At 37.9% G+C, this 15,906-nt stretch carries 16 protein-coding genes; 10 read left to right on the forward strand and 6 right to left on the reverse strand.

What is annotated here, in order from left to right:
- Positions 1-23: 23 nt before the first annotated feature.
- Positions 24-1,349 (reverse strand): ISNCY family transposase, encoded by a 1,326-nt coding sequence (locus MZO21_RS04150; RefSeq protein WP_248129642.1) that lies wholly within the window; start codon positions 1,347-1,349, stop codon positions 24-26.
- Positions 1,350-1,501: 152 nt separating this feature from the next.
- The gene (arsC, locus tag MZO21_RS04155) at positions 1,502-1,927 is read right to left on the reverse strand and encodes an arsenate reductase (glutaredoxin) (RefSeq protein WP_248104221.1); all 426 of its coding nucleotides are present in this window, start codon (positions 1,925-1,927) and stop codon (positions 1,502-1,504) included.
- A gap of 82 nt (positions 1,928-2,009) precedes the next feature.
- Between arsC and MZO21_RS04160 the strand changes: the two genes are divergently transcribed.
- From MZO21_RS04160 to MZO21_RS04190, 7 genes are all read left to right on the forward strand, one after another.
- Positions 2,010-2,324: an ArsR/SmtB family transcription factor gene (locus MZO21_RS04160; protein WP_154772561.1), complete on the forward strand. Its 315-nt coding sequence runs from the start codon at positions 2,010-2,012 to the stop codon at positions 2,322-2,324.
- Positions 2,325-2,328: 4 nt separating this feature from the next.
- A complete protein-coding gene (gene arsB, locus MZO21_RS04165; RefSeq protein ID WP_154772562.1) occupies positions 2,329-3,363 on the forward strand; it encodes an ACR3 family arsenite efflux transporter in 1,035 nt (344 codons plus the stop codon).
- An 11-nt stretch (positions 3,364-3,374) separates the two neighbouring features.
- The gene (gene arsH / locus MZO21_RS04170; protein ID WP_154772563.1) at positions 3,375-4,079 is read left to right on the forward strand and encodes an arsenical resistance protein ArsH; all 705 of its coding nucleotides are present in this window, start codon (positions 3,375-3,377) and stop codon (positions 4,077-4,079) included.
- A 149-nt stretch (positions 4,080-4,228) separates the two neighbouring features.
- Positions 4,229-5,554 (forward strand): ISNCY family transposase, encoded by a 1,326-nt coding sequence (locus tag MZO21_RS04175; protein ID WP_248129642.1) that lies wholly within the window; start codon positions 4,229-4,231, stop codon positions 5,552-5,554.
- A gap of 316 nt (positions 5,555-5,870) precedes the next feature.
- Positions 5,871-7,079 (forward strand): 2-octaprenyl-6-methoxyphenyl hydroxylase, encoded by a 1,209-nt coding sequence (gene ubiH, locus MZO21_RS04180; RefSeq protein ID WP_154772564.1) that lies wholly within the window; start codon positions 5,871-5,873, stop codon positions 7,077-7,079.
- Positions 7,076-8,317 carry an FAD-dependent monooxygenase gene (locus tag MZO21_RS04185; RefSeq protein ID WP_248103485.1) on the forward strand — a complete coding sequence of 414 codons (1,242 nt, stop codon included), beginning with the start codon at positions 7,076-7,078 and terminating at the stop codon, positions 8,315-8,317. The genes ubiH and MZO21_RS04185 overlap by 4 nt, the downstream gene beginning before the upstream one ends.
- Positions 8,318-8,491: 174 nt before the next feature.
- Positions 8,492-8,740: a hypothetical protein gene (locus MZO21_RS04190; protein ID WP_154772566.1), complete on the forward strand. Its 249-nt coding sequence runs from the start codon at positions 8,492-8,494 to the stop codon at positions 8,738-8,740.
- A gap of 63 nt (positions 8,741-8,803) precedes the next feature.
- Here MZO21_RS04190 and rsmI read toward each other — a convergent pair whose 3' ends face one another.
- Positions 8,804-9,643 carry a 16S rRNA (cytidine(1402)-2'-O)-methyltransferase gene (gene rsmI / locus MZO21_RS04195; protein WP_248103482.1) on the reverse strand — a complete coding sequence of 280 codons (840 nt, stop codon included), beginning with the start codon at positions 9,641-9,643 and terminating at the stop codon, positions 8,804-8,806.
- 158 nt (positions 9,644-9,801) lie between these two features.
- On the opposite strand from rsmI, the gene MZO21_RS04200 reads away from it, so the two are divergent.
- The 3 genes from MZO21_RS04200 (at position 9,802) to MZO21_RS04210 (ending at position 11,839) form a co-directional block, all read left to right on the forward strand.
- Entirely contained in the window at positions 9,802-10,233 is a 432-nt protein-coding gene (locus MZO21_RS04200; RefSeq protein WP_248103479.1) for a YraN family protein, read from the forward strand.
- 72 nt (positions 10,234-10,305) lie between these two features.
- Complete coding sequence (locus MZO21_RS04205) at positions 10,306-10,971, forward strand: BON domain-containing protein (protein WP_248103476.1); 666 nt, start codon at positions 10,306-10,308, stop codon at positions 10,969-10,971.
- Positions 10,961-11,839: an alpha/beta hydrolase gene (locus MZO21_RS04210; protein WP_248103473.1), complete on the forward strand. Its 879-nt coding sequence runs from the start codon at positions 10,961-10,963 to the stop codon at positions 11,837-11,839. Before MZO21_RS04205 ends, MZO21_RS04210 begins: the two co-directional genes overlap by 11 nt.
- A gap of 27 nt (positions 11,840-11,866) precedes the next feature.
- Here the strand turns inward: MZO21_RS04210 and nudC are convergent, their stop codons facing one another.
- The 3 genes from nudC to dnaQ all read right to left on the reverse strand — a co-directional run bounded on the left by nudC (position 11,867) and on the right by dnaQ (position 15,762).
- The gene (gene nudC, locus MZO21_RS04215) at positions 11,867-12,640 is read right to left on the reverse strand and encodes an NAD(+) diphosphatase (protein ID WP_248103470.1); all 774 of its coding nucleotides are present in this window, start codon (positions 12,638-12,640) and stop codon (positions 11,867-11,869) included.
- On the reverse strand, positions 12,640-14,283 hold the full coding sequence (locus MZO21_RS04220) for a chemotaxis protein (protein WP_154772571.1): 1,644 nt from the start codon (positions 14,281-14,283) through the stop codon (positions 12,640-12,642). Before MZO21_RS04220 ends, nudC begins: the two co-directional genes overlap by 1 nt.
- 123 nt (positions 14,284-14,406) lie before the next feature.
- Complete coding sequence (gene dnaQ, locus MZO21_RS04225; RefSeq protein WP_248103467.1) at positions 14,407-15,762, reverse strand: DNA polymerase III subunit epsilon; 1,356 nt, start codon at positions 15,760-15,762, stop codon at positions 14,407-14,409.
- Positions 15,763-15,906 lie beyond the last annotated feature (144 nt).

Raw genomic sequence — 15,906 nt, forward strand, 5'->3', positions numbered from 1 at the left:
CCTAATAACCAAATAGAAATGTCCTATACAGGACTTTCCAAGTCAAGCACAGGATTCAGATTTCGTTCTTTGATTGCTGTTTTCTGTGCACGTCTACGTGGCATCTTTTGAGAACGATTACGTTTGTTTTGCTGTTCCAATTCTTCATGCTGTTGCTGGATATGAGCCAAGACTGAACCCAAACGTTTATTCTCAACGATCTCTCGCTGGTTGAGCTGACTTAACTTATCGAAGATGCTGTAATTGATCTTCCGACCTTGATGCTCAATCGCTACCGTACCATCAGGGTATTCCAGAAATTCAAGATATTTACCGATTAGCCTCTGATTTTCCTCTGTATTCTCCAGGAGATATACGCATTTATCATAAGTAATGGTCAAGCTATTCGTGACTCTACGGGGTTCACGCCAGGTAAAAACATCATCTAATTCCTCAGCTGTTTCAGTGACAGTCCGGTGTAGATCCTTGGGATTAAAAGCCATCTTGGCAAATTTACGATTAAACTGCTCGATAAAGTAGGGTAACCACTTATTCGCATCTGCAATCGAATTGATACCCTCCAGGCGCATTTCCTTGATCAGACGGTCCTGAAGGGTTCTGTTGGCACGTTCTACGCGACCTTTGGCCTGGGGTGAGTTAGCGAAGATGATATCGATATTGAGGGTACTGAGTACGCGTCCAAACTGGGTAATCTTGCTGTCTTTCTTGCTGCTTTGATTCACCCTAAAGACTGAATGTTTGTCGCTGTAAAACGCTAAAGGCTTACCATGCTGTTCAACATACAAGCGTGTCGAAATCATATAGTCAAAGGCTGATTCTGATTCACAGAAGCGTAAATGCTGCAATTTGCCTGTGGCATCATCGATAAAGACTAGCAGACAGCATTTAGCGGCTCTTCCTTCAAACCAGTCATGGTGTGAGCCATCGATTTGTACCAGTTCACCATAACAATCTCGGTTATATCGAGGCTGATATGGGCGTTTCAGGCGCTTGGAGCGAGGAATCCATAAATCGGCTGCAATCATCCAGCAACGCAGGGTTTCCACTGAAAGATCGAATCCATGAACGGTAGTGAGCTTTTCATGCGCTAAAGTGGGTCCGAAACCATGGAGTTGATCCGAAACAATATTGAGGCACTTGAGTCTGAGTTCTTCAGGAAGTTTGCAGTTGCTGGTTTGGCCACGACCAGCATGGGCTAATGCAGCTGGGCCTTGAGCTTTGTATTTCTGCAGTAAGCGTCTGATCTGACGTTCTGAAATATGAAGTAGCTGAGCAGCCTGGGATTGAGTTATGCGTTGATCGCAGATTTCCTGCAAGACCGACAATCGTTTAAGTTCTTTATCCGACATAGACACCAACATATCAAACCGTCCGCTTCAATAATCGCAAAAGTGCATATTCTAAAAGCGGACATTTTTACTTTGGAGAAACCGGACATTTCTATTTTGGGCTTACAATATTATTTTGTATAAGAAATTTTATGTTAAATGAAGCGGATTTATTAAATCCGCTTGCCATCTTTATTAATGATGATCTCACCATCTTCTTTGATAAAAGCACCAAGTTGAGGTGCAGACAAAATATCTAAAACGAGTTCAGATGGTCGACATAGTCTTACGCCTAACTCAGTCACCACAAATGGACGATTAATCAAAATTGGATACTCAAGCATAAAATTAATGAGCTGTTCATCTGTCCAGTGTGGCTGATCCAATTTATGAGTTTCAAAAGGTTCTACATTTTTACGAATAGCTTCATGTACAGAAAGACCTGATTTTTCAATTAAATTAATCAGTTCTCTCTTGCTCGGAGGGTTGAGAAGATACTCAATAATTTCAGGTTCCTCTCCGGTATTTCGAATTAAAGCCAGTGTATTTCTTGATGTTCCGCAAGCAGGGTTGTGATAGATCTTAACTTTTGATGACATTGGATTAACTCAGAACTTAATAATATTGCATTTATATATGGATATGCGTATATTCGCAATAGCATATATTAGAGTGTAGATTATGAATCAAGCAGATTTCTTTAAATGCCTATCTGACCCGACACGTCTAGATATTTTAAAAATTATTTTAGCAAGACAAAATGTATGTGTTTGTGAAATCACAGAGATCTTACAACTGAGCCAACCCAAAATTTCTCGTCACTTGGCTTTACTCCGTAACCTCTCAATTTTGCTAGATGAGCGTAAGGGACAATGGGTGTATTACCGTTTAAATCCAGATTTACCAGTATGGGCAACTTCTATCCTTAATGTTTTAAAGGATGAGGTATTGAATATACCTTCGAGCAATTTATCTATTTCTATGCAATGTGAGTAATTGAATGTCCGCATCCAAACTCTCATTTTTAGATCGTAACCTTACGTTATGGATCTTTATTGCCATGGCATTAGGCGTAGGTGTTGGGGTGTTTTTCCCTCAAATATCTGTGGTGCTCGATCAATTAAGCATTAATTCAGTAAATATCCCTATCGCTATAGGGCTTATTTTGATGATGTATCCACCACTTGCCAAAGTAGACTATGCGACCTTGCCTAAAGTCTTTGAGGACAAGCGAACCCTTACATTGTCTCTTATTCAAAACTGGCTAATTGCACCTTGCTTAATGTTTGGTTTGGCAATTATTTTTTTGCACGCCTATCCCGAATACATGACTGGTCTCATTCTGATTGGTTTAGCCCGATGTATTGCGATGGTCTTGGTTTGGAATAACTTGGCAGGTGGGGATAATCAGTATGTGGCAGCCTTAGTGGCATTTAACAGTATCTTCCAAATTTTATTCTTTAGTACCTATGCTTGGTTGTTCTTGACCTTCTTACCACCATTTTTTGGGGTAGAAGCACAAATTATTGATGTGGGTTTTTGGACAATCACCCAAGCTGTACTGATTTATCTCGGCATCCCGTTCTTACTCGGCTTTTTAACTCGATTAATTTTAGTTAAAAACAAAGGTTTGAATTGGTATCAAGATAAATTTATTCCAAAAATCAGCCCAATGAGTCTTATCGCCCTTTTATTCACCATTGTGGCGATGTTTAGCCTGAAAGGTAGCGAAGTCGTCAGCCTTCCTCTAGACGTGCTTAGAATTGCTATTCCTTTGACGATCTATTTTGTTGCAATGTTCTTCATCAGCTTCTTTATGAGTAAGTGGATGGGCAATGATTACCCTAAAACGACTGCTATTTCCTTTACTGCGGCAGGCAACAATTTTGAATTAGCACTTGCTGTAGCCATTGCCACTTTTGGATTAGCTTCACCTGTCGCTTTCACTACCGTGATTGGCCCACTTGTAGAAGTACCTGTATTGATTGCTTTAGTGATCGTATCACTATGGCTGAGAAAAAAAGTATTTAAATAGGCATGAGTTGAATGAACTTACCCAATATTGATCTTAGTCTTTTAGAAAAACCGAGTTTAGAAAAAGTTCAGGCAAAGAAGCTTGAACATCCACCAAGAATACTGCTTCTGTATGGCTCAAATCGTGAGAGATCATATAGCCGTTTAGCTGTTCAGGAAGCTGGTCGAATCCTTGAGTATTTTGGTGCGGAAGTGAAAATTTTCCATCCTAAAGGGCTACCTCTCCCTGAAGATGGTGATATGCAACATCCAAGGGTGAAAGAACTACATGAACTCTTAGCATGGTCAGAGGGCATGGTTTGGTGTTCTCCTGAGCGTCATGGCTCAATGAGTTCAATATTGAAAGCTCAAATTGATTGGATTCCATTAGCAGCAGGTGCAATACGTGCAACGCAAGGTAAAACTTTAGCTGTGATGCAAGTATGTGGCGGTTCACAGTCGTTTAATGCTGTAAATCAATTGCGTATTTTAGGACGTTGGATGCGTATGATTACGATACCCAATCAGTCCTCAGTTCCTAAAGCATTTCTTGAGTTTGAAGAAGATGGTCGTATGAAACCTTCTTCTTATTACCAAAGAATTGTAGATGTAATGGAAGAACTTTATAAATTTACGCTTTTAACCAGAGGGCAGTCAGCATATCTCACTGATCGTTACTCTGAACGTGTAGAAAGTGCGGAAGAGCTTTTAAAACGTGTGAATCAGAAGAGTATTTAGATTTCCTAAAATTAACATAATACACCTTATACTAAATGCTATTGTAAGCCCAAAATAGAAATGTCCGGTTTCTCCAAAGTAAAAATGTCCGCTTTTAGAATATGCACTTTTGCGATTATTGAAGCGGACGGTTTGATATGTTGGTGTCTATGTCGGATAAAGAACTTAAACGATTGTCGGTCTTGCAGGAAATCTGCGATCAACGCATAACTCAATCCCAGGCTGCTCAGCTACTTCATATTTCAGAACGTCAGATCAGACGCTTACTGCAGAAATACAAAGCTCAAGGCCCAGCTGCATTAGCCCATGCTGGTCGTGGCCAAACCAGCAACTGCAAACTTCCTGAAGAACTCAGACTCAAGTGCCTCAATATTGTTTCGGATCAACTCCATGGTTTCGGACCCACTTTAGCGCATGAAAAGCTCACTACCGTTCATGGATTCGATCTTTCAGTGGAAACCCTGCGTTGCTGGATGATTGCAGCCGATTTATGGATTCCTCGCTCCAAGCGCCTGAAACGCCCATATCAGCCTCGATATAACCGAGATTGTTATGGTGAACTGGTACAAATCGATGGCTCACACCATGACTGGTTTGAAGGAAGAGCCGCTAAATGCTGTCTGCTAGTCTTTATCGATGATGCCACAGGCAAATTGCAGCATTTACGCTTCTGTGAATCAGAATCAGCCTTTGACTATATGATTTCGACACGCTTGTATGTTGAACAGCATGGTAAGCCTTTAGCGTTTTACAGCGACAAACATTCAGTCTTTAGGGTGAATCAAAGCAGCAAGAAAGACAGCAAGATTACCCAGTTTGGACGCGTACTCAGTACCCTCAATATCGATATCATCTTCGCTAACTCACCCCAGGCCAAAGGTCGCGTAGAACGTGCCAACAGAACCCTTCAGGACCGTCTGATCAAGGAAATGCGCCTGGAGGGTATCAATTCGATTGCAGATGCGAATAAGTGGTTACCCTACTTTATCGAGCAGTTTAATCGTAAATTTGCCAAGATGGCTTTTAATCCCAAGGATCTACACCGGACTGTCACTGAAACAGCTGAGGAATTAGATGATGTTTTTACCTGGCGTGAACCCCGTAGAGTCACGAATAGCTTGACCATTACTTATGATAAATGCGTATATCTCCTGGAGAATACAGAGGAAAATCAGAGGCTAATCGGTAAATATCTTGAATTTCTGGAATACCCTGATGGTACGGTAGCGATTGAGCATCAAGGTCGGAAGATCAATTACAGCATCTTCGATAAGTTAAGTCAGCTCAACCAGCGAGAGATCGTTGAGAATAAACGTTTGGGTTCAGTCTTGGCTCATATCCAGCAACAGCATGAAGAATTGGAACAGCAAAACAAACGTAATCGTTCTCAAAAGATGCCACGTAGACGTGCACAGAAAACAGCAATCAAAGAACGAAATCTGAATCCTGTGCTTGACTTGGAAAGTCCTGTATAGGACATTTCTATTTGGTTATTAGGTAGGACATTTCTACTTGGGAATAACAGCTATTTTTTATTTTATATAAATCATATTGTTATGTTTGTATAAGAAGTCCAGACCTATCGATCTGGGCTTTTTATGGATTCATCATGTTTAACGATCAATTGTTAAAGACGGTTCCACAATTTTTATAAAATATTTTAGAGAATCAAAAAATCTTCTTTGCAGGAACCATTATTAAAAACCTCATCTTTAAGGTAATATAAAATCCATTAAAGATTTTAGGTATTTCGAGCCAAAACCTCGAAAACAGCATAAGAAGGATACAGGCATGCAACAAGAAGTAATCATTGTTGGTGGTGGTATGGTGGGGCTAAGTTTATCCCTAATGTTAGCTAAACAAAACATTGCAGTGAAGCTACTCGAAGCCATTAAATATCCAAATTATGACGATGCAAATCTTGCACCATATCATTCGAGTTTTGATGCACGAAACAGCGCACTTTCACGCCGTAGCGTACAAATTTATCAAGAACTTGGTTTATGGGATTCACTACAAGAACATGCAACACCAATTTTACAAGTTCATATTACAGAACAAGGTAGCTTTGGTAAGGCACGTTTAAAAGCAGAACAAGAAAAAGTAGAAAGCTTTGGACAAGTCATTGAAAATGCATGGTTAGGTCGCGTGTTACTTACTCAAGTTCAAAAAGAAAAAAATATTGAACTGATTGATGGCGTAAAAGTGACATCCCTTACGCAAACTGAAAATGAAGCAAACATTGAAGCAGAGCGAGATGGCGAAAAACTATCGCTTACTGCAAAACTTGTTATAGCAGCAGATGGTCGAGATTCTTTCTGCCGTAAAGCACTAGGTGTTGGTGCATCTGTACATGATTATGATCAAGTTGCCATAGTGACAACTGTTCAAACATCAAAACCTCACGATCATGTTGGTTTTGAGCGTTTTAGCCATTTAGGACCTTTAGCATTACTTCCTTTACCAGGTGAATACCGTCGCTCAGTAGTTTGGCCTGTAAAAAAAGGTACAGAAGATGAATGGTTGGGCGATGAAAATGATCAACACTTTTTAGATGCCTTACAAGAAACCTATGGCGACCGCGCGGGTAAATTTGAAAAAACAGGCAAACGTTTCTGCTTCCCACTTTCACAAGTACTTGCAGAAAAACAAGCGGTAGGGCGTGTTGTGCTAATGGGTAATGCTGCTCATACCATTCATCCTGTTGCAGGGCAAGGTTTTAACTTATGCATGCGTGATGCTTATGTATTGGTGCGTTATTTAACAGAGCAACTGGCTAAATCGGAAGATATTGGTGAACCATCAATGCTTTTAGATTATGAGAAATCACGTTTAACAGATCAACAACGTGTGATTAAATTCTGTGATTCTGTTGTGCGTGGTTTTAGTAATCAAAATCCAATCTTAAAACTTATTCGCAATACCGGTTTGCTCGCTTTTGACCTTATTCCAGGTATTAAGCCATTAGTTGCAAACTACGCAATGGGGCTAAAAGCATGAGTAAAACCGAAAAAATACTAGATGTTGTCATTATTGGCGGTGGTTTAGTTGGTGGTTTAACCGCTTTATTACTTGCCAAAGGTGGCGTACAAGCCACGGTTTTAGATGCAGCCCCAATTTTAGATACTGAAAAAACTTTGGCTGTAGCAAATCCACGTGTTTTGGCATTAAGCCAAGCAACCATTCATTTACTTAAAACAGCCGATGTTTGGGATAATCTTGCACGCCAAATGCCTTATAGCGGTATGCAAGTTTGGAATAAAAATGGCTACGGCGAAATTAATTTTGGTGAACAATCTGAACAAGCGCCAAATGTAGAGCAAGCTTTAGGTTCAATGGTTGAACCAAGTATTTTGAATTTAGCCATTCAGAAAAAAATGTTAGAGCAAGTTCAAGATTATAGAACACAAGTGAAAGTTGCTCGTATTGAACAAGGTGTGGGTGTTTGGAATGTTCAACTTGCCGATGGTACAGAACTTCAAACCAAACTATTAATTGGCGCAGATGGTGCAAACTCATTTGTACGTGATCAGGCATTTATTGGTTTAGATATTTTAGATTACAAACAGGCGGGCGTAACTTGTGCAATTCGAACAACACAGCCACATCAGCATGTTGCGCGACAAATTTTCTTAGAAACTGGTCCTTTGGCATTTTTACCAATGGCAAGTTTAAAAGCAGAGCAAGACGGTTATTGGCAGTCAATTGTTTGGACATTACCAGACGATTATGCAGATGAATATGCAGCCTTAAGTGATGATGATTTTAAAGCTTTATTAACACGTGAAAGCCATCATATGTTGGGTGAAATTTTAGAAGCAACACCACGCGCTAAATTCCCGCTTAAAGCACGTGCTGCTCAGCAATATGTGAAAGAAGGTTTAGCAATTATTGGTGATGCTGCACACGTGATTCATCCGCTTGCAGGGCAAGGTGTAAATATTGGTTGTTTAGATGCAGCTATATTATGTGATGTTTTATTACATGATTATAAGCGTGGCGTTTGGGCACACGAGCAAACCCTAAAGCGTTATGAACATTTACGTAAAGGTCAAAATGACGCCATGATGCATGGAATGTCGGCAATTGGATGGTTGGAAACAACAACACTTTCCCCAATTGTTTGGGCGCGTAATTTCGGCTTAAAACAGGTAGAAAACCAAGCTGTCTTAAAAGATGTATTTATGGCACAAGCCAATGGTTTACAGCTTCTTAAAAACACACGTTATGCTGCATAAAAGCATTTAGCTATTTTTTAATCGGTTGTTAATAAAAAATTACCAATTTGATTATAAATTAGACTAATTTCCGACATTTGACACTATGCGAAATGCGAAGAGATTGCTAAATTTCTTCGTAAATCATCACCAATAAAACTGGTTGTGAAATGCACGCAATGTGGGGATACGAAAATGACTGATATGAATGATTATGATGATGTAGAAGATTCTACTGTCGATGATGATGAAGCTGCCGCTGCCGAAAAAGGTGCAGTGAGTGGTGATGAAAAAGCGACAGATGTTGATGTAACTGAAGCTGAAACATTAACCATTACAGCGAAGTTAAAACAACGTCAGTCTTTGGAAGAAGAACTTGCGGCATTTTTTGCAAAAGGTGGAAAAATTACAGAAGTTCCGCCAGATGAATCTGCAAAAGACTAAATAAAATAAACCCCATGAAATTGAAATTTTATGGGGTTTTGTTTTGTGACTAAGCAAAAATATTTAAGCTTTATCACTAAGTTCTAAAGCACGTTGATATGCAATTTTCTTTTTAATACCTGTTAAATCTGCTGCAAGTTGAGATGCTGCTTTCACAGATAAATCTTGTAGTAGGCGAGTCAAAAGTTGATCGAGCTTTTCTTGCTCCATATCTTTTTCAACGCTTGCACCACCAATAACTAAAACAATTTCACCTTTTTGTTGGTTTGAGTCATTTGAAATAAATTCAACCAATTCGCCCAAAGTCATTTTCTTGATGGTTTCAAATGTTTTAGTAATTTCACGTGCAAAACCAACAGGTCGATCTGCACCAAAAACATCCGCCATATCTTTCACACATTCTAAAATACGGTGAGGCGCTTCATAAATAATTAAAGTTTGAGTTTCATCTTTTAAACGATTCAAATGCAGTAAACGCTGAGATTGTTTAGAAGGTAAGAAACCTTCAAAACTGAAACGATCGCTTGGTAAACCTACAGCACTTAAAGCAGCAATTGCAGCACATGCACCAGGTACAGGAATCACTTGAACACCTTTGGCTTGAGCCGCACGTACAAATTTGAAACCAGGGTCGCTAATCAGTGGCGTGCCAGCATCACTAATGAGCGCCATGTTTTCGCCTGCTAATATGCGTTCAACAAGATGATTTACTTTGTCGCTTTCGTTATGGTCATGGCAGGCAGTTAAAGGCGTATTGATACTAAAATGTTTAAGTAGTTTTGCAGATGTACGTGTGTCTTCGGCTGCAATAAGCTTTACCGATTTTAAAACTTCAATAGCACGGTAGGTAATGTCATCTAAATGCCCAATTGGTGTGGCTACAACGTATAACTGAGCACTCATTTTCAATCTCCAAAGGGTGTGCTGATGTCACGATAATTTTTTATCATCGTAACGAATAATCCGCTATTCTACCCGAAATTAGCCTTTCAATGGCGATGTGAAGCTTATCTTTGGCTTTATTGCTTGAATCATAAACATATAAAAACAGCATAAATAAAATGAAAAATATAAATAAAGATAAAACAAAATTAGGCGATTGGGCAGAACAACAAGCTGCTGTGTTTTTACAATCACATGGTTTTCAAATTTTGCATCAGAACTATCACTCTAAATTTGGTGAAATAGATTTAATTGCAAAAAATGTACAAGACTTAGTTTTTGTTGAAGTTAAAGCGCGCTCTAAAACTCAATATGGTCAATCTTCAGAGGTTGTATCTATAACTAAGCAACAGAAAATTATAAAAACTGCGCTAACATATTTATCGAAATATCCTGAAATGAATGATTTATATTGTAGATTTGATGTAATTTGTTTTGATTTTCAACAACAATTTGCAAAAACTGTACAGCATGACTTTTCACAATTCCTTTATGATCTGAATTGGATAGAAAATGCTTTTACTTTTGATCCAGAGTTTATTAATCTCTGAGCAATAAGTTAAACATGCTTAAATGTTTGAATACTAAATAAAGATAGAAAATTGAATAAGGAGTCTTGCCGAGTGTTGAACCGTATTGCAATTACCATGCTATGTGTCGCAAGCTTATCGGGCTGTGCAAGTTTTATTTCTGGTGGTACAGGTACTGCGCCTGTAGGTACTGAAAGTGGTGCAAGATCACTAGGGCAAGTTTTTATTGATAATTCAATTGAGCGCACAGCAAAAATTAATTTATATAAGCTCGATTCTAGATTTAAACAATCTCGTGTGAATATTGAAAGTTTCCACAGTAATGTTTTATTGACAGGTCAAGTGCCTGATCAGAACTTAAAACAACTTGCAGAAGATAATGTTCGTGCAATGAGCGATGTGAAAACCGTACATAACTACATCACTGTAGGAAATCAAATTGGTTATTCAACCATTATGCAAGATACAACTGTAACAGCAAACACACGTGGGCTGATTATGAAAGCCCCTGTGGTTTCTGATAGCAAACTACGCATTCATACAGAAGATGGTGTTCTTTACGTAATGGGACGTTTGAATACAGCAGAATCGACAGATTTAAACCAAGTGCTACAACAAGTAGGTAATGTGACTAAAATCATTACGCTTATTGATAACACAGATACTGCAAATACAAATAACGTGAATCCTATGATTCAGCCTGCGGTACAAACTCCTGTTGCAATTGATCCAAATGCAGAGCCTGTAAATGCTCAATAATGCTAAACCTTTGCTTAAAAAGTTAAGTTTAAAGACGCAAAACCTAAAATATATTTACGAAGAATTTCGAATTTATGATTTTGGTAGTTATGCGCTAAATCGTTTAACGCCTAAAAAAGGTTATTCGATTCTTGAAAATATTGCTTATGGTTTAGCAGCGCGTCATCGTTTTGATTTATATCGAACAGCATCACCAAGAGCAAACAGACCACTTATGGTGTTTGTTCATGGTGGTGCTTGGTCACATGGTGATAAAAAAGATTATCGCTTTGTGGGTGAGGCATTTGCTAAAGAAGGTTTTGATGTTGTCATTATTAACTATAATTTAGCGCCACAACATATTTTCCCTAAGTATATTGATGATTTAAGTCTCGCTTTAAACTATTTAGATTTACATCAAAATAAGATCAATATTTCAACAGAAAATGTTGTGCTGATGGGGCATTCGGCAGGGGCATTTAATGTCATGTCTGCTGTTTATCATCCACAAACTTATGATATTCGTTGCAAAATGAATATTAAGGCGTTGGTTGGATTGGCAGGGCCATATCATTTCGATTACAAAGGTGATCCTTTATGTGCAGATGCATTTAATCAGGAAGAGCCTTATCAAAATGTAATGCCATACTATTTTGTGGAACCCAACGAGATTCAGCATTATTTATTTATTGCTGAAAATGACAAAATTGTGCATTTAAATAACGCGATAGACTTTGACCAAAAACTAAAAGAACTGGGTAATCATAGTGAAATGGTGATTATTCCTAAAACAGGTCATGTCACTTTAATGGGTTCTGTTTCTAGTATTTTTAGTCGCTTTTACCGTACTAAATCTGAAATTATGAAAGTATTAGATCAAGTTGTTTAAGCAATTTTAGCCTTAATGTTAGCCTGCTTAAAGCCACGATTTAGTATCATCAGCAACTTTTGAACCTTCAGTCACATGCATAATCATTGCATGTGCAATACTGCCTTTAAATGGAATTTCAGGCAGTGCATCAAATTTGAAAAATTGAGCATCACTAATTTCTTCTTCTTGTAATTTTAGATCGCCATCTGCATATTCTGCTTTAAATGCAATCATCAAATTACTTGGAAAAGGCCATGGTTGGCTTGCTAAATATTGAATGTTTTTAACTTTTAAGCCAACTTCTTCTTCAGTTTCACGACGTACAGCTTCTTCAAGCGTTTCACCAACTTCAACAAATCCTGCAATTAAGCCGTACATATTTCGGGTGTTTTTTGCATTCTTAGCAAGTAATATTTCATCATTTCCACGTGTAATAACTGTAATTACACAGGGCTGAACACGAGGATATTGATGATAGTGACAAGCAGGACAAATCATGGCGAATTCAGTTGGATGAGATTCTGTTTTTCCACCACAATGACTGCAAAATTTATGATTGCGACGCCACTCTAAGAGCTGAATTGCTCGACTGGCTTGCTCAAATTGTTGAGTATTCCAATATTGAAGTAATTGGCGAATAGGGACGAGTTGTAAGCCATCTGGAATAGCTTCACTGTTTTGAAGATCACGGGCAACCACTTGATCACCCGTGTTAAAACTTAAATCACTTGCTAGCTTTTCTACCTTGGGTAGTTGAAAGTTTTCATCTACAAGAAGTTGTTGTTGATGGAAAATATAAGCAAGTGATAATTCAGTCATTAGGCTACAGATTTAAGTTTTTCGCTACTTACTAATGCTACATCAAACATTGACTGTAATACAGGTTGTTTGTTCTTTAAATTTTCAATCAGCATGTCTGCACTTGCTAATGTATCGAAAACACCATGCACTTGAGCTGTAGAAAGTGGTTTTTCAGCTTTAATTTGTTTTGCAACAAAATCCGCAGAATTTTTTAAAGCATTTTGACCAGTAACAACGTTCAAGAATAATAAAGCGCCAGCAACTTCTTCTAATTTTGCTGGAATATTTGCAAGAGGTTCTAATTCTTGATCTTTTAGATGTTGTTCTAGCGTGAAGGTAATTAAATCAATCGTTAACTTCGCTTCATTTAATAAAGTTGCATGTGCATCATCTAAACGATCAAGCGCAATATTACGGTTATTCACACGAAGCTGTAAACGATTAGACGTATGATGACGCTCTAAAATACCAATTGCATTCATCGCTGCAAGTAGTTCATTCATGAGTTTTTGAGCGAAGTTCTCATCTTTTAATACGTCAACATTATTGAGTTCTTGCGCTTGTGCAATTAAAGACGTGTGCGCTTCTGTTAGATTCAACACATGGAATATATTGGCAATATCCTTAATTTTCGCTTGTAACTCTTGCGTTTTTTCAGGACTCATTGTTTGGTAGTTGTATTCAATATCAACACGCAATTGTGCCATTTCAGTAGATAATAATTCACTGATTGTATGAATAGTATCGTGATCTGGGCCATACAAATGGCGGCTAAATACTTGAAGCTGTAAGTCTGTTAATAGCGTATCGCCAATATTAAGTTGCTCACGAATATGTTGAGAAGTGTTGTCTTCTTGGCGAATTGCTAAACTTAAAATATTCGATAAATTATTTAAGTTTGCTTTGAAGCATTCTGGATTTTCAAAATATTGACGAATATTACTTTCAATTTCAATGAATGTACGCAAACGCGGTTCATTAATAATAAGTTGTTCAATATTTTCAAAAACGTAGTAAACCAAATTCCAATATTGTTTACTTGGATTATCTTGTGAAAGACCTGCCAAATAAGCCCCAATAATTTTAAATGCTTGTAAATCTAAAGGGGTTTCTTCTTGCTTGAGAAGTTTGCTTAAAGCAAGTTTATATAAACGATGAATATATTGAGATTTCTCTAAAGAAGGCGCTTGAGGTAAATCAAAATTTGGGATGATATCACCAAGTAAACCATTAATTTGGTAACCTTCTTGAGTGATAGGTTTGCCCAAAGCAATTTCTAAACGATTTAATGTATCAAGTAAAAATTCTGGAACTTCAACTTCACGTAAGCAAATAAATTCAATGTAGCGTTTCAACATATTTGTGCCTTCACTTAAGGCAATAATATCTTGTGTATTGATTTCGCTTGGGTTCCCCATGATTTTTCGCATTAACTGAGCAGAATATTCTGCTGTTTTTGCAAGATTACTCATTCCAATTAAATTCAATACTTGAGCGCATTGTTCTAACTGCAATAAAGAATCATCAATCCCAAAAGGTAAAGCTTGATCTTCTGCTAAGGTACTCACTGCAGTTTCAACTTGTGAAATTGAGTTATCAACCTCATTTTTAATTATAAGTAATGCAGTTGGATCAAAGTGTATTGAGGTTTGGTAAGACATCTATCTGCACCTATCCTAAGTTATAGCTGTATTTCGGATGCTCAAAATGAGCAAAATCTTTATTACTTACTATAACTTAACTATTCACAGTTTAAATATAAAAAACAGAAGTCTAGTCAAATATTATTTGGCAAAAAGGCAAGGCTCGCCATGTTTTTCTTCAAATTCTTTGACCCAATTCTCATGTGCGGATAATTCTTCTTCTGAAGGTAATATCGCAGCCAATTGAATATCAACATCACGACGTGTCGATTCGCCTTCTAAAACTTCAGTGTTAGAGAGGGCATCAATATCAAAAGATACTTGCCCACCTGTCATTGCTAAATAAACATCAGACAGAATTTCAGCATCGAGTAATGCACCGTGGAAGGTACGATCACGTGCAGGAATCTCATACCGACGAACTAAAGCATCAAGCGAATTTTTCTGCCCAGGATGCTTATTTTTCGCCATGGCTAAAGTATCGGTAACTTCGCACACGGCAGAAAGCTTACCTAGACCAACACGCTCAAACTCCATATTTAAGAAGTTCATATCGAACGTTGCGTTATGGGCAATAATTTCTGCACCCTTTAGGTAATCAAATAAAACATCTGCAATTTCTGCATATTTGGGTTTATCTTTTAAAAACTCATCTGAAATACCGTGAATATTTTCAGATTCGCCAACTTCTTTTTCAGGATTAATATAAATGTGAATTGAACTGCCCGTAAGTTTACGGTTAATCATTTCAATTGCACCAACTTCAATAATACGGTCTGTATCTTGGAAGTAAAAACCTGTGGTTTCTGTATCTAGAATAAGTTGGCGAGGGCCATGTGCTTCTATTGTTGCAGGTGTAATCACAATATGTGGATGGCTTTGTGTATTCGGTTTATTTTCTACAATTGATTCTTCAGCTTCATCGGCTATTTCAGCTTCAAGCTCAAGCGGAGCATCTTCAATTATTTCTTCAGTCTCTTCTGAATCATCTTCGGCTAAATCGAACCCAAAGGGATCATCTAGAAGCCAGTCATTTTCAGCTTTTTTTTTATCTTGCATAGGATTATTCAGCTTCTTTTCAGTTTCATCTGCGCCTTGGTTTGCAAGTTGATCTGCCATTTCATTTCCTGCATGACCTGCGTGACCTTTAATCCAATTCCACTCAATTTCACGCCCTTGGCATGTTGCATCAAGTTCTTTCCATAAATCTGGGTTTTTAACATCTTTCCAGTTTTTCTTTTTCCAACCATGAATCCACTCTGTAATACCTTGTTTTACATAGTTAGAATCTGTCCAAATAATTAATTTGGCACTGCTTGGGCAAGCTTTAATACCTTCAATTGCCGCAGTAAGTTCCATGCGGTTGTTTGTTGTATGTTCTTCGCCACCACAAATTTTACGCTCTTCATTGCCTTCAATAATATATGCTCCCCAACCACCTAAGCCAGGATTGCCACGACACGCGCCATCTACGTAAAGTGTGATTGATTGAGACATAAGTCATTTCCAAAATTTGAGTGAAACAAAAACAGTGCTATTGTATATCGCAAATTGACCGATTAAGTCTTTTAAATCTTAATTTTTTAATTTCTTGTAACATTTATGCATAAATAGCATTAAATTATAGCCTTGTGTCGCAGA

The organism is Acinetobacter portensis (assembly GCF_023158935.1).
Taxonomy (GTDB): domain Bacteria; phylum Pseudomonadota; class Gammaproteobacteria; order Pseudomonadales; family Moraxellaceae; genus Acinetobacter; species Acinetobacter faecalis.